This is a genomic window from Lactiplantibacillus pingfangensis (genome assembly GCF_005404945.1).
GTDB lineage: Bacteria > Bacillota > Bacilli > Lactobacillales > Lactobacillaceae > Lactiplantibacillus > Lactiplantibacillus pingfangensis.
The window spans coordinates 83,389-102,071 of sequence record NZ_BJDG01000009.1; the positions used below are offsets into that span (position 1 = coordinate 83,389).

The 18,683-nt window shown below is 42.7% G+C and carries 12 protein-coding genes; 10 read left to right on the top strand and 2 right to left on the bottom strand.

Annotated elements, in window-relative coordinates:
• Positions 1-138: 138 nt before the first annotated feature.
• The 9 genes from FFM74_RS05900 to FFM74_RS05940 all read left to right on the top strand — a co-directional run bounded on the left by FFM74_RS05900 (position 139) and on the right by FFM74_RS05940 (position 12,647).
• The gene (locus tag FFM74_RS05900; protein ID WP_137625710.1) at positions 139-1,836 is read left to right on the top strand and encodes a glycoside hydrolase family 13 protein; all 1,698 of its coding nucleotides are present in this window, start codon (positions 139-141) and stop codon (positions 1,834-1,836) included.
• A 17-nt stretch (positions 1,837-1,853) separates the two neighbouring features.
• On the top strand, positions 1,854-3,110 hold the full coding sequence (locus FFM74_RS05905; RefSeq protein ID WP_137625711.1) for an ABC transporter substrate-binding protein: 1,257 nt from the start codon (positions 1,854-1,856) through the stop codon (positions 3,108-3,110).
• Between the two features lie 14 nt (positions 3,111-3,124).
• Positions 3,125-4,024 carry a carbohydrate ABC transporter permease gene (locus FFM74_RS05910; protein ID WP_137625712.1) on the top strand — a complete coding sequence of 300 codons (900 nt, stop codon included), beginning with the start codon at positions 3,125-3,127 and terminating at the stop codon, positions 4,022-4,024.
• A complete protein-coding gene (locus tag FFM74_RS05915) occupies positions 4,024-4,902 on the top strand; it encodes a carbohydrate ABC transporter permease (protein ID WP_137625713.1) in 879 nt (292 codons plus the stop codon). The genes FFM74_RS05910 and FFM74_RS05915 overlap by 1 nt, the downstream gene beginning before the upstream one ends.
• 70 nt (positions 4,903-4,972) lie before the next feature.
• Positions 4,973-6,076 carry an ABC transporter ATP-binding protein gene (locus FFM74_RS05920; RefSeq protein ID WP_137625714.1) on the top strand — a complete coding sequence of 368 codons (1,104 nt, stop codon included), beginning with the start codon at positions 4,973-4,975 and terminating at the stop codon, positions 6,074-6,076.
• Positions 6,077-6,182: 106 nt separating this feature from the next.
• Positions 6,183-8,462 carry a glycoside hydrolase family 65 protein gene (locus tag FFM74_RS05925; RefSeq protein WP_137625715.1) on the top strand — a complete coding sequence of 760 codons (2,280 nt, stop codon included), beginning with the start codon at positions 6,183-6,185 and terminating at the stop codon, positions 8,460-8,462.
• Positions 8,463-8,662: 200 nt separating this feature from the next.
• Positions 8,663-9,670 carry a LacI family DNA-binding transcriptional regulator gene (locus FFM74_RS05930; RefSeq protein WP_137625716.1) on the top strand — a complete coding sequence of 336 codons (1,008 nt, stop codon included), beginning with the start codon at positions 8,663-8,665 and terminating at the stop codon, positions 9,668-9,670.
• Between the two features lie 14 nt (positions 9,671-9,684).
• Positions 9,685-11,361, top strand: a complete 1,677-nt coding sequence (locus FFM74_RS05935; protein ID WP_137625717.1) for an alpha-glucosidase — start codon at positions 9,685-9,687, stop codon at positions 11,359-11,361.
• A 2-nt stretch (positions 11,362-11,363) separates the two neighbouring features.
• A complete protein-coding gene (locus FFM74_RS05940; RefSeq protein ID WP_137625718.1) occupies positions 11,364-12,647 on the top strand; it encodes an alpha-amylase family glycosyl hydrolase in 1,284 nt (427 codons plus the stop codon).
• A 190-nt stretch (positions 12,648-12,837) separates the two neighbouring features.
• Here the strand turns inward: FFM74_RS05940 and FFM74_RS05945 are convergent, their stop codons facing one another.
• Positions 12,838-15,006, bottom strand: a complete 2,169-nt coding sequence (locus FFM74_RS05945) for an alpha-galactosidase (protein ID WP_137625719.1) — start codon at positions 15,004-15,006, stop codon at positions 12,838-12,840.
• A gap of 20 nt (positions 15,007-15,026) precedes the next feature.
• Entirely contained in the window at positions 15,027-16,985 is a 1,959-nt protein-coding gene (locus FFM74_RS05950; protein WP_137625720.1) for a sucrose-specific PTS transporter subunit IIBC, read from the bottom strand.
• 248 nt (positions 16,986-17,233) lie between these two features.
• Here FFM74_RS05950 and FFM74_RS05955 point away from each other — a divergent pair, with 248 nt between their 5' ends.
• On the top strand, positions 17,234-18,682 hold the full coding sequence (locus FFM74_RS05955; RefSeq protein WP_137625721.1) for a sucrose-6-phosphate hydrolase: 1,449 nt from the start codon (positions 17,234-17,236) through the stop codon (positions 18,680-18,682).
• Position 18,683 lies beyond the last annotated feature (1 nt).

The following is an 18,683-nucleotide window of genomic DNA, read 5'->3' on the forward strand; positions in this document are numbered from 1 at the left end:
GTTTATGCATACGTATAATAGACATGTAAGCGATTCCTTTAGTTATGCAACATTGTGCAAACGGTTGCATAAACGTTTGAAAGTAATTGTGTAGACATTTGAAATGGTTGTGTATTTAGCACTTTTGGAGGCGAAATAATGGGTGAACGGGATTCAAAGGCACAATGGTGGCAAAAGTCTGTTGTGTATCAAGTGTATCCACGTAGTTTTCAAGATAGTAACCATGATGGTATGGGTGACTTAAACGGGATTACTAGTCGTTTGGATTATATTAAAGATCTTGGCGTCGATGTGATTTGGTTAAACCCAGTTTATGCATCACCAGGTGTTGATAACGGTTATGATATCAGTGATTATCAAGCCATTAACCCTGAGTTAGGTTCAATGGCCGACTTTGAGCGGTTATTGACAAAAGCACATCAGTTGGGATTGAAGATTATGATGGACTTGGTTGTTAATCATACTTCAGATCAACATAATTGGTTTGTCGAAAGCCGAAAGTCAGTTAAAAATCCGCATCGCGATTATTATATTTGGCGTGATCCAGTTGATGGACATGCGCCGAATAATTGGGGCGCAGCATTCTCTGGTCCAGCTTGGACTTACGATGAGGCCACAAAACAATATTACTTGCATTTGTTTGCTCCTGAACAGCCAGATTTAAATTGGGAAAATGCAGAGATGCGGCAATCGGTCTATGACATGATGAACTGGTGGTCTGATCGTGGTGTTGATGGTTTTAGAATGGATGTTATTAGTTTAATTTCCAAACCAGCTGGATTACCAGATGGGCCTAAATCTGACGGTGCGATGTACGGAAACTCAGGCTTAGTTTCCAATGGGCCGCATGTGCACGAGTATTTGAAAGAAATGAACCAGCAAGTCATGAAAAAACATGATTTGATTACGGTTGGTGAAACTCCCGGTGTTGATATTGAAAATGCATTGAAATATTCTAACTTAAATAGTGATGAATTGAATATGGTTTTCCAATTTGAACATATGGGACTTGATTCAAATGCTAATCCGGCACTAGGTAAGTGGGACTCACGCAAAACGAACTTAGTTGATTTGAAAAACAACCTAACTAAATGGCAAGTTGGTCTCCATGGCAAGGCTTGGAATTCATTATATTGGAATAATCATGATCAGCCACGAGCTGTCTCCAGATTTGGAAATGATAGTGAGACTTATCGGGTTCGATCCGCTAAAATGCTAGCGTTGGTTTTGCACATGCTGCAGGGGACACCTTATATTTATGAAGGTGAAGAACTCGGGATGACGAATGCAAACTTTAAATCACTTAGCGATTATCGAGATTTGGAATCCATTAATGCGTATCATGAATTGGTTGATGATGAGAAGCTAGTTGACGGGGACACGATGCTAGCATACTTACGGGTTCATTCCCGTGATAATGCTCGGACACCAATGCAATGGTCGGCCGAAGCCAATGGTGGCTTCAGTGATCACGAACCATGGTTAGCAGCTAATTCTAATTATAAAGAAATTAATGCTGCGGCTGAATTGAATGATGATCATTCAGTATTTGCGTTCTATAAAGAATTAATTCGTTTACGCCATACGTTAGATGTCATTACAGATGGTCGTTACGAACAAGTTTCGGGGACAGAACAAAATGAAAGCGTTTATGCTTATACGCGGACAAATGCTCAACAATCATTATTAGTTGTCGCTAATTACACTGATCAAATCATTCAAACAGAAGTTAAACCAGATAGTAATAGCAATTTATTAATCAGTAATTACGATGACGACCGTGGCAGTGAGCTACGTCCGTTTGAAGCCAAAGTTTATAGCTCGATTATCGGGTAAAAAAAGGGGAAATAAACATGAAAAAAGGAACCAAGTTACTTGCAGTTTCAGCTAGTTTAATTGCGTTATCACTAGTTACAAACGCCTGTGGAAATAGCAGTTCTTCAGAGAAGACTACTTTACAATTCTTCTCAACGAAGACTGAAAATGCGCCAACTTATAAAAAGATGATTGCTTCATTTGAAAAACAAAATCCAGACATTAAGATTCAATTATCATCGCCAAGTAATGCCGGAACTGTTTTAAAGTCAGATTTGGCTAAGAACTCAATTCCTGACATTATGGCCGTTGGTGGGGACGTTAACTATCAACAAATTCAAAAAGCTGGTGTCTTAGTTGACATGAGCAAGGAATCATTTACTAAGAATACGATGCCACAATATCAAAAGATGATTACATCAATTTCTAAGGGCGGCAAATTGGATGCGGTTCCATATGCAACTAACGCTTCCGGTGTTGTTTATAACAAAGCAGCCTTCAAAAAAGCTGGTATTACTAAGACACCAACCACTTGGGACGAATTAATTGCTGATGCCAAGACTTTAAAAGCCAAGGGTATTACACCATTTGAATTGCCATTCCAAGACAGTTGGACAACGATGGGCGTCTTCAACCAACTTTCATCAAACATGGTTGGTAGCTCATGGATCAAAGAACGTAAGAATAACAAGACGACATTTGTTTCAACTTACAAACCAGTGATGACAAAGTATCTTGAACTTTCTAAGTATGCCCAAAAAGATTACATGGGGACTACTTACAATGATGGGACCAAGGCTTTAGCAGAAGGTAAAGCAGCCATGATGATTAATGGTAACTTTGTCATTCCACAAGCTAAGACTAGCAAGAAGAGCGCTGACTTGGATATGTTCAAACTGCCAGTTAATAACGATGCCAGCAAGAACAAAGTTACATCCGGGATTGATGTTGCTTTAGCAGTTTCTAAGAATTCCAAGAATAAAGCAGCCGCAATGAAGTTTGTTAAATTCATGATGACTGAAAAGAACGCTAAACTTTACAATAAGGAACAATTCTCCTTCTCAGCGATTAAAGGTGTCGACCAGAATGATGCTTCCCTTAAAGGAATTTCAGCGGACTTAGCTAAGGGTGACGTTGTCAACTACCCAGACCACTACTATCCAGATGGTTTCGATATGACTCAAGTCTTAACTCAAACTGGTGTTAACCAAACTAAGGGTATGAGCGATGCAACTAATATCACGAAGAGTTTGAAGAAAGCTGATTCTGCCTTTAAGTCTGCCAATGTAAAGTAAAGGATCGATAACTAATGCAAGAGACGATTAAGAGAAAACCCAAACGTAAGGGGAAAAAGATACCATTTGCATATTATATGATGGTGGTTCCAATTGGAATCCTGTTCTTCATTTTTCATACTATTCCGTTTTTACGCGGAGTATTTTACAGCTTCACTGACTGGAGCGGGTATGGCACTTGGAAGTTTGTCGGTTTAAAGAACTATCTATATATGTTTGGTAACAGTAATATTACGCATGCCTACTGGTTCACATTTAAATTTGCCCTGTTTGCCACAATTTTAGTTAATGCGATTGCTTTGGCGATTGCGGTTGGCTTGAACGGTAAAATCAAGTATCAAAATTTCTTGAAGGCAATTTATTTCTTACCATACATGCTTGGTTCATTAATTGTTGGGTTCGTGTTCAAGTTTATCTTTGGTAATTTATTACCAAGTTTAGGACAAACACTTCACTGGGGCTTTATGTCCAGTAACATTTTGGGAACGACGCATGCTTGGATTGGGATTTTAATTATGACCATATGGCAAGGATTAGCGTTTAATACCTTGATTTATCTGGCTGGACTCCAATCAGTTGATCCAGAAATTTATGAAGCTGCGGCCCTAGATGGCGTCAACCCATGGCAAAAATTCATGCGTTTGACATTCCCATTGATTGCACCGTTCTTCACGATTAATTTAGTCTTATCAGTTAAGGGTTACCTAATGGTCTTCGACCAGATTATGGCGATGACAAACGGTGGTCCAGGTAATAGTACAACATCAATTTCAGTTGAAATTTATACGCAAGGTTTCCAAGGCTCACAATTCGCCATTCAATCTGCGAACGCCGTGGTACTGTTCATTGTTGTACTTACGATCTCACTCATTCAGTTGAGAGTTTTGAATAAACGAGAGGAGCGGTTGGGATAATGCAAGCTAATGCAGATTTGAATAATAATACGCCGGCTCCACGTAAGTCCAAGAAGCGTAAGAAAAAAGTAAACTGGACACTGACTAGTGTCATGATGGTGCTTGCGATCTTTGCAATTTTAGGACCGCTTTATATCACAGTTGTGATTGCTTTAAAGGATCCAAGCCAAATGACAAACGTCTTATCACTCCCGAAACAAATTCATTGGGAAAACTTTAAGAACGCTTGGCAAATGACAAACTTTCCAAAGATGTTTTTGAACACCTTGTTTATCACAGTTGTTAACGTCATCTTTACGATTTTCACGAACTCGATGGCTGCTTATGTCATTACACGGTATCGGTTAAAGAACAAATTCTTTAATATGATGTATTACTATTTCATCAGTGCGATGTTCATTCCGTTCAATGTCATCATGTTACCGTTAGTTAAAGAAGTTAGTGCTTTCCATATGGATAATATTATTGGGATCACGTTCCTATATATTGTCTTTGGGTTACCACAAAACATCTTCCTATACTCAGGATTTGTTAAGGAAATTCCAACAGCGCTTGAAGAAGCTGCTGAAATGGATGGGGCTAAGCCAATGCAGATCTTCTTTAAAGTGATCTTCCCATTGATGAAGCCGATGCATGCCACGGTTGCAATTCTTTCGTTCATGTGGACTTGGAATGACTTCTTAATGCCATTAGTCTTGTTGAGTAATCCAGATCAACAGACGTTGCAATTGGCACAGTATGTGTTCCAAGGTCAGTTCTCAACGCAATACAACTTAGCCTTTGCTTCATACGTCTTAGTTTTACTGCCGGTCTTAATTATGTATGTCTTCTTCCAGAAATACATTATTGCTGGGGTAACAAGTGGGTCAGTTAAATAGTTAATGAAACTGAGTTCATATTTAAGCATTGATGCGATTGGTGAAATCGGAGTAAGGGGAGACAGTTAAGATGGTTGAAATTAATTTAAAGCATATTTATAAGGAATACGACGGTAACGATAATTATTCCGTAAGTGACTTTAATCTAGATATTAAAGATAAAGAATTTATTGTTTTCGTTGGCCCATCTGGTTGTGGGAAATCAACCACATTACGGATGATTGCCGGTTTGGAAGATATTTCAAAAGGTGATCTAGTGATGGATGGCAAGGTCATTAATGACTTAGCACCTAAGGATCGGGATATTGCGATGGTTTTCCAAAACTACGCCCTGTATCCAAATATGACGGTTTTTGACAACATGGGTTTTGGCCTTTCAATTAAGAAAATGCCAAAGGATGAAATCAAAAAGCGTGTTGACAATGCAGCCGAAATTTTAGGGCTAACCGATTTTCTTCAACGGAAACCAGCGGCTTTATCTGGTGGGCAACGGCAACGGGTTGCATTAGGACGAGCAATCGTTCGGGATGCCAAGTTGTTCTTACTTGATGAACCCCTCTCAAACTTGGATGCCAAGTTACGGGTTGATATGCGGACACAGATTGCCCAATTACATCAACGGCTACAAACGAACATGATTTATGTCACCCATGATCAAGTCGAAGCAATGACGATGGCTGATCGAATCGTTATCATGAATGATGGTAAGATTCAACAAGTTGGGACGCCTGATGAACTCTATAATAAGCCAACTAATAAGTTCGTGGCTGGATTCATGGGGTCACCATCGATGAACTTCTTCGATGCTGAATTGAAGAATGGTCGGGTTTCAAATGGTCGTGGTTTAGATGTTGCTGTTCCAGAAGGCCGATTAAAGGTCTTGCGTGAAAAAGGTTACGACGGTAAGAAGTTAACGGTCGGGATTCGTCCTGAAGATATTCATACTGAACAAGTAGCTTTGGAAGCGATGCCTGATGCAGTTGTAAGTGCTAAAGTTGAAGTTTCAGAATTCTTGGGTACTGATTCAATGCTTTATTCACGTACCGGTGAAACTGAATTTGTAGCCCAAGTTAATGCACGTGATTATCATAAACCAGGCGAAGAAGTTGAAATGGCGTTTGAAATGAGTAAAGCCCATTTCTTCGATGACGATACTGAATTGACGATTGAATAATAATCGAGAGTTGATGTAGAAACGTTAGGTGGTTCAAAAGGGAGTCTGGAGACTTTATTGTCACAGACTCCCTTTTTATCCCAATTATTTAGGAGGACGTATCAAAATGAAACGTATTTTTGAGGTCGACCCGTGGCACGTAGTCAGTCACGAATTAGTACCAACGGATAAACGGTTACAAGAAAGTATGACCAGTATCGGGAATGGTTATATGGGCATGCGGGGGATGTTTGAGGAACATTATTCCAATGACACCTTGAAAGGCATTTACATTGGCGGGGTCTGGTATCCAGATAAAACCCGTGTCGGCTGGTGGAAGAATGGCTATCCAGACTATTTTGGTAAGGTCATTAATGCGGTCAATTTCGTCAAAGTCAACTTAACGATTGATGGCGATCAGGTTGATTTAGCGAAAGATGACATCAGCGACTTCATGATTGATTTAGATATGCATACGGGCGTTTTACGCCGGTCATTTATCGTGACTAAAGGCGAAAAACGCGTGCAATTCCAAATTGATCGCTTTGTGAGTGTTGCCCAAAAGGAATTGTTCGATGTGCATTATAGTGTGCATAACTTGAGCGATGAACCGGTGCAAGTCGGCTTCATTTCTCAAATTGACGCGGATGTTTTCAATGAAGACGCTAACTATGACGAACAGTTCTGGCAAGTGCTTGATAAGCGCCATGCCGTCACTGGTGGGAGCATGGTAGCCGAAACGAAGCCTAACGACTTTGGAACTCCCCGCTTCACTTTAGGCATGCAAATGATGCATCTCACGGACTTCCGCGGCTCAAATGCGCCTGATACGGAAAAAGCAGTAACCAATATTTTCCGTGGCACGCTAGCGCCTGATGAAACCAAGAATTTTGAAAAACGGGTGGTCGTCGTCACTTCACGGGACTATCCAGACATGTCAGCATTACGTGCTGGGATGGCAAAATTAGCCGAAACGGTGCATGCCCAAACTTATGATGAACTGCTAAAGGCGCATGTCGCCGTTTGGGCCAAACGTTGGGAATTAGCGGACGTTGCTATTGATGGCGACGATGCTGCGCAACAAGGAATTCGGTTTAATTTATTCCAGTTGTTCTCCACTTATTATGGCGAAGACAAGCGCTTGAACCTTGGACCAAAAGGGTTCACTGGTGAAAAGTACGGTGGTGCCACATATTGGGACACTGAAGCCTTCGGGGTACCGTTCTACTTGTCACTGGCTAAGCCTAAAGTGACTGAGAATCTGTTGGAATACCGTTATAATCAATTGGACGGCGCTTTCCATAATGCGAAGATGCAAGGCCTCGATGGGGCACTCTTCCCAATGGTAACCTTCAACGGCATTGAATGTCATAATGAATGGGAAATTACCTTTGAAGAAATTCATCGGAATGGCTCGATTGCTTATGCGATTTATAATTACACCCGTTACACTGGTGATGAAACTTACTTGAAGGAAAAAGGTATCGATGTCCTGACGGCGATTTCACGCTTCTGGGCTGATCGGGTGCACTTCTCCGAACGTAAGCAACAATATATGATCCACGGGGTCACTGGTCCCAATGAATACGAAAATAACGTTAACAATAACTGGTACACCAACTTCTTAGCACGCTGGACCTTACAATACACGTTGGCAAGTTTAAAGAAGGTTGCTGCTGCTAAACGCGACACGTTAAAGGTAAGTGCCGATGAATTAGCAAAGTGGCAAGATATTGTTGACCGGATGTACTTCCCACATGATGATGACTTGGGGATCTTCGTTCAAAACGATACGTTCTTGGATAAAGACCTGAAGCCAGCGTCATCAATTCCAGCGGATCAACGGCCAATCAATCAACATTGGTCATGGGATCACATTTTGCGGTCACCATACATTAAGCAAGCGGATGTCTTACAAGGCATTTACTACTTCATGGATCACTTTACCCCTGAGCAGAAGAAGGCTAACTTTGATTTTTATGAACCATTGACTGTTCATGAATCAAGCTTGTCACCAGCTGTTCATGCCATCTTGGCGGCCGATCTTCATTATGAAGAAAAGGCAGTTGAAATGTATCAACGGACTGCTCGGCTAGATTTGGATAACTATAACAACGATACGGTCGATGGCTTACACATTACGTCGATGACCGGATCGTGGTTAGCAATTGTCCAAGGATTCGCTGGGATGCGAGTTCGTGATGGCAAACTATCCTTCGCACCATTCGCACCAAAGGAATGGTCACACTATCAATTCCACGTTAACTTCCGAGGCCGGTTGTTAAAAGTCGATGTTGATCAAAAGCAGACGACGGTTGAGTTAGTCAGCGGCGATGCGTTAACGATTGAATTGAACGGTGAAGACGTTATCTTAAAGGACAAAGTGATGGCGGATACTAAAGCTTAATGGTTGTTTACATTAAATGCTAATCTGGCATGTTTGTTAATAAGTTAATGATTAGGCTGTGCATTGTGCACGGCCTAATTTTATAAGTATAATAGGTTCTTAATATAAATGTTTTTATAATAAAAGTGTCATACGAATAATTCGGTTGGTTGCCCGAATTATTGCAGAATCGGCAGTGAGAAAATGCAGGAGATGAGATTATGGCAACGATTAAAGATGTTGCAGAATTAGCAGGCGTTTCGCCATCAACTGCTTCCAGAGCAATGCATAATAATCCAACTATTAGCCCCAAAACGCAAAAAAGAGTCCATGAGGCGATGGCTAAATTAAACTATGCACCAGATTTTAATGCCCAAAGTTTAGCCAACAAGCGGAGTAATGCAATTGGTGTTATTTTACCTGTTGACCATCAAGATATTTTTGCTAACCCGTTTTTTATGGAGATTATTCGTGGCGTAAGTGAAGTCTGCTATGAGGCTAAATTAATGGTTAATTTAGCGACTGGCACTTCACAAGAAGAGTTATTAAATAGTATTAACACGATGGTAACGCAGGGTATGATTCGGCGATTTATTTTACTATACTCTGAGAAAAATGATCCCGTAATTGAGAGATTGATTGCGCTCAAGGTACACTTTGTTATCGTTGGAAAACCATATCGGCATGTCAATGAAACCCCTTATGTTGATAACGATAATATTCTAGCTGGGGCTGACGCAACGCGGTTCCTCGTGGCACATGGTCATCAAGAGATTTGTTTTGTTTATAGTGATTTAGGAAAAATGGTTCAAAATGACCGGCTAATGGGCTATCGTCAAATTATTGAGGCACACGGCTATTCAACGCGTAAATTAAAAATAGCATTTGCTAAATATGTGGATGATTTTGAAATTATTAAACAATATGTGAACGACTATCCAAATGTAACCGCTTTTGTTGCCGTTGATGACATGCTAGGACTGCGATTACAGCAAGTCTTGAATGCAGTACATTCAAAAGAGGACCGTCCGTCAGTCATTGGGTTTAATAATTCGATTTTTGCAGAGGCGTCACACCCTACTCTAACCTCTGTTGAAATTTTTCCACGGCGATTGGGAGCGGAAGCAGCACGAATTGTGATTGATTTGAAACACGCTGATAGCTTAGCTGCTAAGATTATCGTACCACATCGAATTATTGAACGTAATTCGGTTCAAACATTGGCTTAGGAGGTGTAATCGAAATGGCAAATTGGCATGAAAAACAAGTTATTTATCAAATTTATCCTAAAAGCTTTAAGGATACTAACGATGATGGTATCGGGGACTTGCAGGGGGTTATCCAAAAAATCCCGTACTTGAAGGCTTTGGGAATTACGACGATTTGGTTGAATCCAATTTATGTGTCACCTCAAGTTGATAATGGTTATGATGTTGCCGATTATTATCAGATTGACCAATCGGTGGGCTCAATGGCCGACGTTGAAGCACTGATCCAAGCCTTACATCAGAATGGAATGCATTTATTATTGGATTTTGTCATGAACCATACGTCTGATCAACATCCTTGGTTTCAAGCAGCCTTGAAGGACCCCCAAAGTAAATATCATGATTATTATTTGTGGGCCCAAGCCAAGCCAGGACAGTTACCGAATAATTGGGGGTCGTTCTTTGGTGGTAGTGTCTGGGAGCCAACGCCCAAAGCACCTAATCATTATTACTTTCATCTATTTGACCGGCATATGCCAGATTTAAATTGGCAGAATCCGGCCGTGAGACAAGCTATGATTGAAATTGCCAAGTTTTGGCTAAATAAAGGTGTTGATGGGTTAAGACTGGATGCATTTATTCACATTGATAAAGCCAATTTTAAACAATTTGCAGTGGGTGAGTCACAAAAACCAGTTATTGATGATACGTTTTATGCCCATCTGAGTCGAGTGCAGCCTTACTTGCGTGAATTTTGTCATGCGTTGCGGGCGATTAAACCAGATGTCTTCATTTTAGGTGAAGCTGCTTCTGCTAGCCCAGAGTTATTGATTGATTATAGTCGGCCGCAGAATGATGAATGTGATGCGGTAATTACTTTTCGTTCAATTGTGGACCGTTTAGATCAGCTTGATTCGCGGTTGCCGGCAGAATTTCAACCTAAAGCTCTAGATGTTGAGGGAATGCGCCAACGGTTAACAACAATTGAGACAAAGCTTGCTGATGTTAGCTTGCCAGTTCTGTATTGGAGTAATCACGATATGGCTCGGGTTGCTTCGAGGTATGCTAGCACGGACTATTATTGGCAAAGTCTGAAATGTTTGGCTGCAATGCTATATTTACAACGTGGTTTGCCCATTATTTATTATGGCGAGGAGCTGGGGCTGAAAAATAGTTACCTGAAGCAATTGTCGGATTTTCATGACCAGACAGTATTACCATTCTATCAACAAGCACTGGCAGTGGGTTATTCGGCGGATCAGACTATGAAAATGCTAAATCAAACGCATAAGATGGCGGCACGAGGGATGATGCCATGGGATTCTGACCAACCATACCAAGGTTTTTCAAAGCATGAACCTTGGCTAAATGGTCAACAAACGACGCCAGTTTCAGTTGCGGCTGAAACCTCAGACCCGACAAGTTTATTGGTGTTTTATCGGCAGTTATTCCAGCTGAAACAAACGCCATTATTTACGGCAGGCGATGAGGTGATTCAACCTACTGCCAATGGGGTATTTCAATACACCCGCCAACTAGCAGGACAACTCGCAACGGTAACTTGTAATTTATCGGACACAGTGCAATTGGTCACTAATAATGATGGCGGGCAGCCTAGTCTAACGGTTGGAGCTGTTGACCAGCATGCGGGTCAATTGAATTATTCTCCCTGGTCGATGACCGTCACTATCAATGACAAAAAGGAGTTTTAACAATGGCAATTGGGACAGATATTAAGTTACGACAACAGCTGATTTATTCAGTTTTTACGCGTAATTATTCAAAACAGGGAACATTCAAAGCCGTTCAGGCCGACTTACCTCGGATTAAGGGACTAGGAACGACAATAATTTGGTTAATGCCAATTCAGCCGATTGGTCTGAAAAATCGTAAGGGAACCCTCGGCTCTCCTTATGCGATTTCAGACTACCGCGGCATTAATCCAGAATTGGGAACGATGGCCGACTTTATTGCCTTAACGAAGGAGATTCACGCGCAAGGAATGCAAGTCATGATTGACGTTGTGTATAATCATACGTCACCAGATTCCAAGCTTCTCCGAGACCATCCAGATTGGTTCTATCATAAACCAGATGGTCGTCTAGGTAATCGAGTTGCTGACTGGTCAGATATTATAGATTTGGATTATCATCAGCGAGATTTGTGGGATTATCAAATTCAAACATTGAAGCAATGGGCTGACTATGTCGATGGTTTTCGTTGTGACGTGGCCCCATTAGTCCCATTGGATTTTTGGCTCACGGCACGACGCGAACTGGCTAAATATAAACCAGGCTTAATCTGGCTGGCAGAGACGAATGGTCCTGATTTCATCAAACAAGTGCGTGAAGCCGGGTTTGATGATTTATCTGATAGTGAAATTTATCAAGCTTTTGACCTAACTTATGACTACGATGTTCTGGAAGATTTTCGGGCGACAGTTAAAGGGGAACGATCATTAGCGGAATTTGCACGGATTCTAATGAAGCAAGACGTGACTTACCCTAAGAATTACGTTAAGATGCGTTTCTTGGAAAATCATGATGTGCCACGCGCAGCTGAATATTTGCCGAATCCCCAGATAAGACGCAATATGCTAGCTTTCAGTCTCTTTCAAAAGGGTGCCGGGCTTATTTATAACGGTGAAGAATTTAGCGCAGCACATTTGCCAAGTTTGTTTGAATCTGATCCGATTGAGTTGCACGGGGCGACTGACTTGTCAGGGTTGATTAGTCGATTGGCTGCATTGAAACATAAGCCCGTTTTTAGTACTGGTAACTATACCATTCAGGCAGAGAACGAGTCCGTTATGTCGGTGACGTATACGGATGACTCGAAAAAAATTGTTGGTTATTTTGCTTTTAGTCCCTTTGTTGGAGAAGTGGACTGTCAATTACCAGCAGGAGATTACCAGAATGCAAGCGATCAGACGATGGTTGTGATTGCCGATAGTAAATTCAAGTTCACTGGCGAACCGGTAATTATTGGAACGATTTAGCCTAACAGTATCAAAAAACAGCAATGACCGTTTAAAGTCATTGCTGTTTTTACGTCATTACGAACAAACAAGTCGAACCTTTAAAAAATACCCAGGGGGTGTTGCAGTTATTTCACCTTTTAATATACGCATGCAATGCATAGTTATGATTAAGCTTGTGTATGAAAGTTGTAAAGATTCAGCTTATCCCTTAATCAGTTGCTTGCAGCCAAACTAACTGATTTTCGAAATCTCGTGAGGGCGGTGAAATTTGCAAGCCGACTAGATTTAAACTTTGACCGAGCTGGCGTTGGCCGTTAACCCGATAATACCGTTGATCAGCTAAGTAATGTAACGGGAGCTGATGGGGGACTTTTACGGCAGAACTTAGGCCCGTTGTGTAAAAACAAAGAGCTTGTTTACGGTCAGGCGTGACTAGCAGCCATGCCTGGGAGTTTGCGTCATCACGCCAATCTTGTAGGCGGTAGAAAGAAGCCTCGTTAAAATCAGGTTGCCAAGTTTTCACTTGTTGGCCTTGTCTTTTGATGAGTTGCTTGTCCGCAGCGGTTAGCGTCTCTAACGCCATTTCAAAGCCCAAATTACCGATGCTAGCTAGGTTTAATCGGGTTTGTAAAGACGTGACCCGACCATTTTGACCATTAGGTGACGCGGAGACGTGGGTACTAAAGACGTTTGGTGGGAATAAGTAACTGACACCATTTTCAATCTTGGCACGATCGACTGGATCGGTGAGGTCACTCAACCAAGTTTGATGCGTATAAGCAAGCATCCCAAAGTCCAAGCGGCCACCGCCAGCCGAACAGTTTTCGATAATCAGCTTAGGAAAGCGGGCTTGCAGTTCAGCTAAAAGTGCGTAGAGACCTAAAACGTAGCGATAATAGATTTCACCTTGTTGAGCAGGAGGCAACACATCATTACCCACTTGGGTCAGATGACGATTCATGTCCCATTTGAGATAGTCTAGCTGATTCGTCGTGATTAGGTCAGTAATTGTCGTTAGCAGCTGTTGTCGAACCACTGCTCGTGAGAGATCTAAGACGAGCTGATGGCGCGCGGTGATTGGGTCGCGTTGTTGATAGTGAAGCGCCCAATCTGGATGATCGTGATAGAGTTGGCTGTTAGTTGTTACCATCTCTGGCTCTAACCATAAGCCGAGTTGAATACCCGATTGATGTGCCTGATCAGCAAGAAATCGTAGCCCATGGGGAAATTTGACCGGATCTGCTTGCCAGTCCCCTAACTGCCCACTTTCGTCGTGACGATTAACGAACCAGCCATCATCGATGACAACCAAGTCGCAGCCTAACGCTTTAGCTTGGGCGATCATCTGACTAATCTTAGTTTCATTAACATCAAAGAAACAGGTTTCCCAACTATTCACTGCAATCGGATTAGCTGCGAGGCTCGGTTGTAGCTGATTGGCAAACTCATGAAAGCATTGTGATAGGCCATTAAAGCCATCCGGCGACCAAGCAAGGACTGCCTCGGGTGATTGAAAACGCGCCCCAGCTGCCAACTGCCATTGAAAGGTCGTTGGTTCTAGGCCAATCGTCAAGCGTGTATGGGCGTACTGGTCGACTTCAGCAGTGGTTTGAAAATTACCACTCCAAACAAGGGCAGTGCCTAAGACGTCACCACTAAATTCGGTGGCGTGTGGTCGTGCTAGTCCCATGAAAGGCTGTTGCTGCGGTCCACTAGTGCCGCGCAAACTACGTTGACTTTGAATTCCCGGATGCAGTGGTGCCAGCGTCGGATTAGCTTCATGTGCGTGAGTACCACTAAACGTTAAGGCTTCGTAGTGGTCGTCTGCTAAGTCCAATTGCAGACTGTTGAGTGCCTGGACGGTAAGGGCGTGTTTTCCGGAATTGACTAAGGTCGTACTACGTAAAATCAGCGCCGATTTTTCAAAAATCGTATAATTCAAATCACAGTTAAGGCCAGTCAACGTATCCGTTAAATGTAGCACTAACGTGGTCACGGCAGTCGTCGCAGCCACAGTTGGCGGTAACTGGTCAGGGTTTAGGGGCTGATCAGTAATCGTCATACCGGTATACGTTAAAATTGGTAACAATTGGCCAGTTGATGACGCAATTAGCTCTCCCGGTTGGCGATAATCGCCGCTACCAATGGTTGAATACTCCAAGGGCAGTGAGGTAACAGAATAGGGAAAGTCTGGCTGGGTATCAACAGCAAAGGCATGGTCGCCGGTTGGCAGTGGTGGCAATGTTTGGACATCGGTCAATACTTTACCAAAATAGCGGTGCACCGGATAGCGTTGTGCCAAGATTTGGATCACATAGCTGATTTGATTATTGTAAAGGTTGATCAAACCTGTTTCTTTATCTACTGTAACCGGCATGATCAGCCCTCCTTAGCGACTTAGATTGCGGCGGCAACCCCAGTTTCGGCTGGTTCTGTTAAGGCAACGATTTGGTCGCCAGCCTGAACTTGTTGTGCTTTTAGTCGTTCAACGTTCGCGTAATCGGCAGTATTGGTGATGACAAGCATCACTGTTGGATCATAGTTAGCGGCTTTTAAAGCTTTAATGTCGAAAGTCCCTAATAGGTCGCCTTTATGCACGGTGTCGCCCTTTTTAACGTTAGTGGTGAAATGTTCACCATTTAAGTTGACGGTATCGAGCCCTAAATGAATCAAGACTTCAGCACCGTCATCAGTTTTAATTCCATAAGCGTGTTTACTCTCATAGGTCACGGTAATGGTTCCGTTGGCGGGCGCTAAAACTTGATCGTCTGCGGGGATGAAAGCAGCACCTTTACCCATAATTTCGGCAGAGAAAACTTGATCATGCACATCGCGGAGACTTTCAACAGCTCCACTAACTGGTGCCGTTAAAACTTCGTCGTTAACTAGGCTAACCGCTGGTGTTGTTGCGGTATTAGTGGTTTCGACTTTATCGCTGTCATCACCGAGTGTCCGCTTAGCATAAACGAAGGTTGGGATGAAAGCGATGATAAATGAAATGACAGCACTCAACATGAAGGCTGGAATTGATTTTGAGGCAATTGAGATAAACCCAATGACGGAAGCCGGTCCCATGGCAACGGCTAAAACGTGGAACCAGCCTAAGAAGACACAGGCAATCCCAGAAGCAATCGCGGCAAAGACGAATGGAAACTTCATCTTTAAGTTAACTCCGAAGATGGCAGGCTCGGTAATCCCAAGTAAGGCAGAAAGACCGGCGGATGACGTCAAGGCCTTTTGTTTTTGACTCTTAGTCGCAAAGAAAATAGCTAAAGTTGCGGCCCCTTGAGCGATATTGGCCATTGAAGCAACTGGGAAGATGAATGAGCCACCGGTTTTAGCAACGTTTGCCAGAAGTTGGGTTTCAATTGCTGGGAAAGTCTGATGTAGCCCAGTGATCACGATTGCTGAATAGAGAAGCCCGAAGATTCCCATGCCGACCCAACCAGTGGTGTTATAGAGACCAACTAAGCCGTTCGTTAAGGCATCACTAACCGCTCGTAAAACGGGACCAACGATGGTGAAAGTTAAGAAACCAGTAATGACAATTGAAAACATTGGCGTAAACGTAAAGTCAAAAGCCCCTTTGATATGCTTGTGGAAAAACTTTTCCAAAGTGGCCAAAATGAAGGCAACGGCTAAGACTGGTAAAACTTGACCTTGATAGCCGGCTTGCGAAATGTGTAAGCCAAAGACATTCCAATAAGGCATTTTCCCAGCAGCCATAGTTGCAGCAACACTGTAACCGTTGACCAAGTCTGGTAAGACCATGATCATCCCCATGGCAGCTCCTAAGTAAGGATTTCCGCCGAAACGTTTTGTCGCGGAGAAGCCTAACAGAATTGGTAGGAACGTGAAGGGCGCACTGGCCATCGCATTGATCATTTCAGCGATTCCTTTTAGCCCAGGATAAACTTCAACGACTGATTTTGCCATGAAAAGATGTTCGGCAGTCAAAACGTTGTTTAAAGCCATTAATAGCCCACCAGCGACTAACGCTGGAATAATAGGAATAAAAATATCTGATAGCACTTTAAGAAAGTCCATTAATGGATTGCGTTTTTGGCCGGCACTAGCGACGGCTTTAATATCGTCGGGGGTTGCTTCTTTAAGACCAGTTGCGGCAATTAGGGCATCGTAGACGTGATCGACATCGCCAGGGCCGATGATAATTTGAAATTGGCCATTGGTTTCAAAGGTTCCCTTAACATCGGGATCGTCGTCTAAAGCCTTTTGATCAATTTTGGATTCATCCTTGATAACTAAGCGTAACCGGGTCGCACAATGTGCCGCTGCTTGAATATTGTTTTTACCAATTGCGGCTAGAACACGGTTCGCAACTTCTTGATGGTTCATTTAAGACCACTCCTTTGAGGTTTTAATTATTTTTGCAATTCGATTTTTGCAAGCGCTTTACAAATCCAATCATAACAAGTTTTAATTTTATGTCAAGCGTTTGCCATAAATTGTTTTTGAGCTCAATAGTGCGGTTATGTAAGCAATTTGCGACAGGATTAACATAAAAATGATAAACGTTTGACATAACGTTGAAAGCGGTTTTATAATAGAGCCAACTTAAATTGACCTCAGAGGAGTTTTAACTAATGATTTGGAATCGTGAAACGAGATATACCCCATACAACGCTTGGCCCAAGTCAACGCTACCCGCTTTAACGGCACAAGTGGCGACGTCTAAATGGCGCTTGCACAATCATATTCAACCGGCTTCTGGTCTTTTGAATGACCCGAATGGGTTTGCTTATTTTAATCATCAATGGCAGTTATCCTATCAAGTTTTTCCATATGGTCCCGTTCATGGATTAAAAGCTTGGCAGCACCTGACCTCAACGGATTTAATTCATTGGCATGACGAAGGCTTAGCCATTCAGCCCGACTCTAAATATGATTCACATGGTGCCTATACGGGAACTGCGATTCCGGTAGGTGACCGGCTATTTATTATGTATACCGGTAATGTGCGCGATGCTGACTGGAACCGGCATGCCTATCAAATTGGGGCCTGGATGGACACTGATAATCAGGTTAAAAAAATAACCCCGCCAATGATTATGGCTGCACCAGCGGGCTATACGACGTCGTTTCGTGATCCTGATCTATTTGAACGCAATGGCGAGTATTATGCTTTGATTGGCGCACAAACAACCGCCAATCGCGGTGCGGCATTGCTTTATCACAGTTCAGATTTAAAACAGTGGGACTTGCAAGGCGAACTAGATTTGCCAGCCGAATTACGTGGTTATATGGTTGAATGTCCTAATTTAGTTGAGATCGACGGGCAGCCGGTCCTGATCTTCTGTCCACAAGGCTTACCACAGACAACCTTGGCATATGAGAATATTTATCCGAACGTTTCGTTAGTTGGGACCCAGTTTGATTTGGATCAAGTTAAATTTACCGCAGCGGGAGCACCGACACAATTGGATGCGGGCTTTGATGTTTATGCGACCCAAGCCTTCAATGCACCGGATGGGCGGGCGTTAGCCGTCAGTTGGATAGGCCTGCCAGAAATTGGATACCCGACCGATTCAGAAAACTGGGCACATTGTTTGAGCTTAGTTAAGGAGCTAACTTTAAAAGATAATCATTTATATCAGAATCCGGTTATTGAAACCAAGCGATTGCGTGAAAATGCGCAAGTCTTGCAAGCTGAGGTCACTAGTTTGACCGGTGCGTTTGAGACTGAGTTGACGTTAGCGGCGGATGAACAAGTCCGACTAAAGGTGGCGACTACTGATGCGGCGCACTATTTGTTAATTGACTTAGATTCTCAAACGGGCACAGTCACGATTGATCGTCGTCACACCGGACACCCATTTGCCGAAAAGTATGGTCAAACGCGCACGACCCAAGTTTTACGGCACACGGCGTTAAAACTCCGGCTAATCATAGATGTCTCGGTTTTTGAATGCTATATTAATAATGGATATACGACCATGACTGGCCGCTTCTTCTTGGATGATGCGCCAACGCAGCTACAATTAGCTGGAAATGTCGCGGCAGTGAGCGGAACTGTTTGGAATTGGCGTAAATAAG

Coding starts and splice junctions, on each gene's coding strand:
- FFM74_RS05935 (WP_137625717.1), top strand. CDS start 9,685: ATGGCAAATTGGCATGAAAAACAAGTTATTTATCAAATTTATCCTAAA.
- FFM74_RS05950 (WP_137625720.1), bottom strand. CDS start 16,985: ATGAACCATCAAGAAGTTGCGAACCGTGTTCTAGCCGCAATTGGTAAA.
- FFM74_RS05910 (WP_137625712.1), top strand. CDS start 3,125: ATGCAAGAGACGATTAAGAGAAAACCCAAACGTAAGGGGAAAAAGATA.
- FFM74_RS05925 (WP_137625715.1), top strand. CDS start 6,183: ATGAAACGTATTTTTGAGGTCGACCCGTGGCACGTAGTCAGTCACGAA.
- FFM74_RS05940 (WP_137625718.1), top strand. CDS start 11,364: ATGGCAATTGGGACAGATATTAAGTTACGACAACAGCTGATTTATTCA.
- FFM74_RS05955 (WP_137625721.1), top strand. CDS start 17,234: ATGATTTGGAATCGTGAAACGAGATATACCCCATACAACGCTTGGCCC.
- FFM74_RS05920 (WP_137625714.1), top strand. CDS start 4,973: ATGGTTGAAATTAATTTAAAGCATATTTATAAGGAATACGACGGTAAC.
- FFM74_RS05930 (WP_137625716.1), top strand. CDS start 8,663: ATGGCAACGATTAAAGATGTTGCAGAATTAGCAGGCGTTTCGCCATCA.
- FFM74_RS05945 (WP_137625719.1), bottom strand. CDS start 15,006: ATGCCGGTTACAGTAGATAAAGAAACAGGTTTGATCAACCTTTACAAT.
- FFM74_RS05915 (WP_137625713.1), top strand. CDS start 4,024: ATGCAAGCTAATGCAGATTTGAATAATAATACGCCGGCTCCACGTAAG.
- FFM74_RS05905 (WP_137625711.1), top strand. CDS start 1,854: ATGAAAAAAGGAACCAAGTTACTTGCAGTTTCAGCTAGTTTAATTGCG.
- FFM74_RS05900 (WP_137625710.1), top strand. CDS start 139: ATGGGTGAACGGGATTCAAAGGCACAATGGTGGCAAAAGTCTGTTGTG.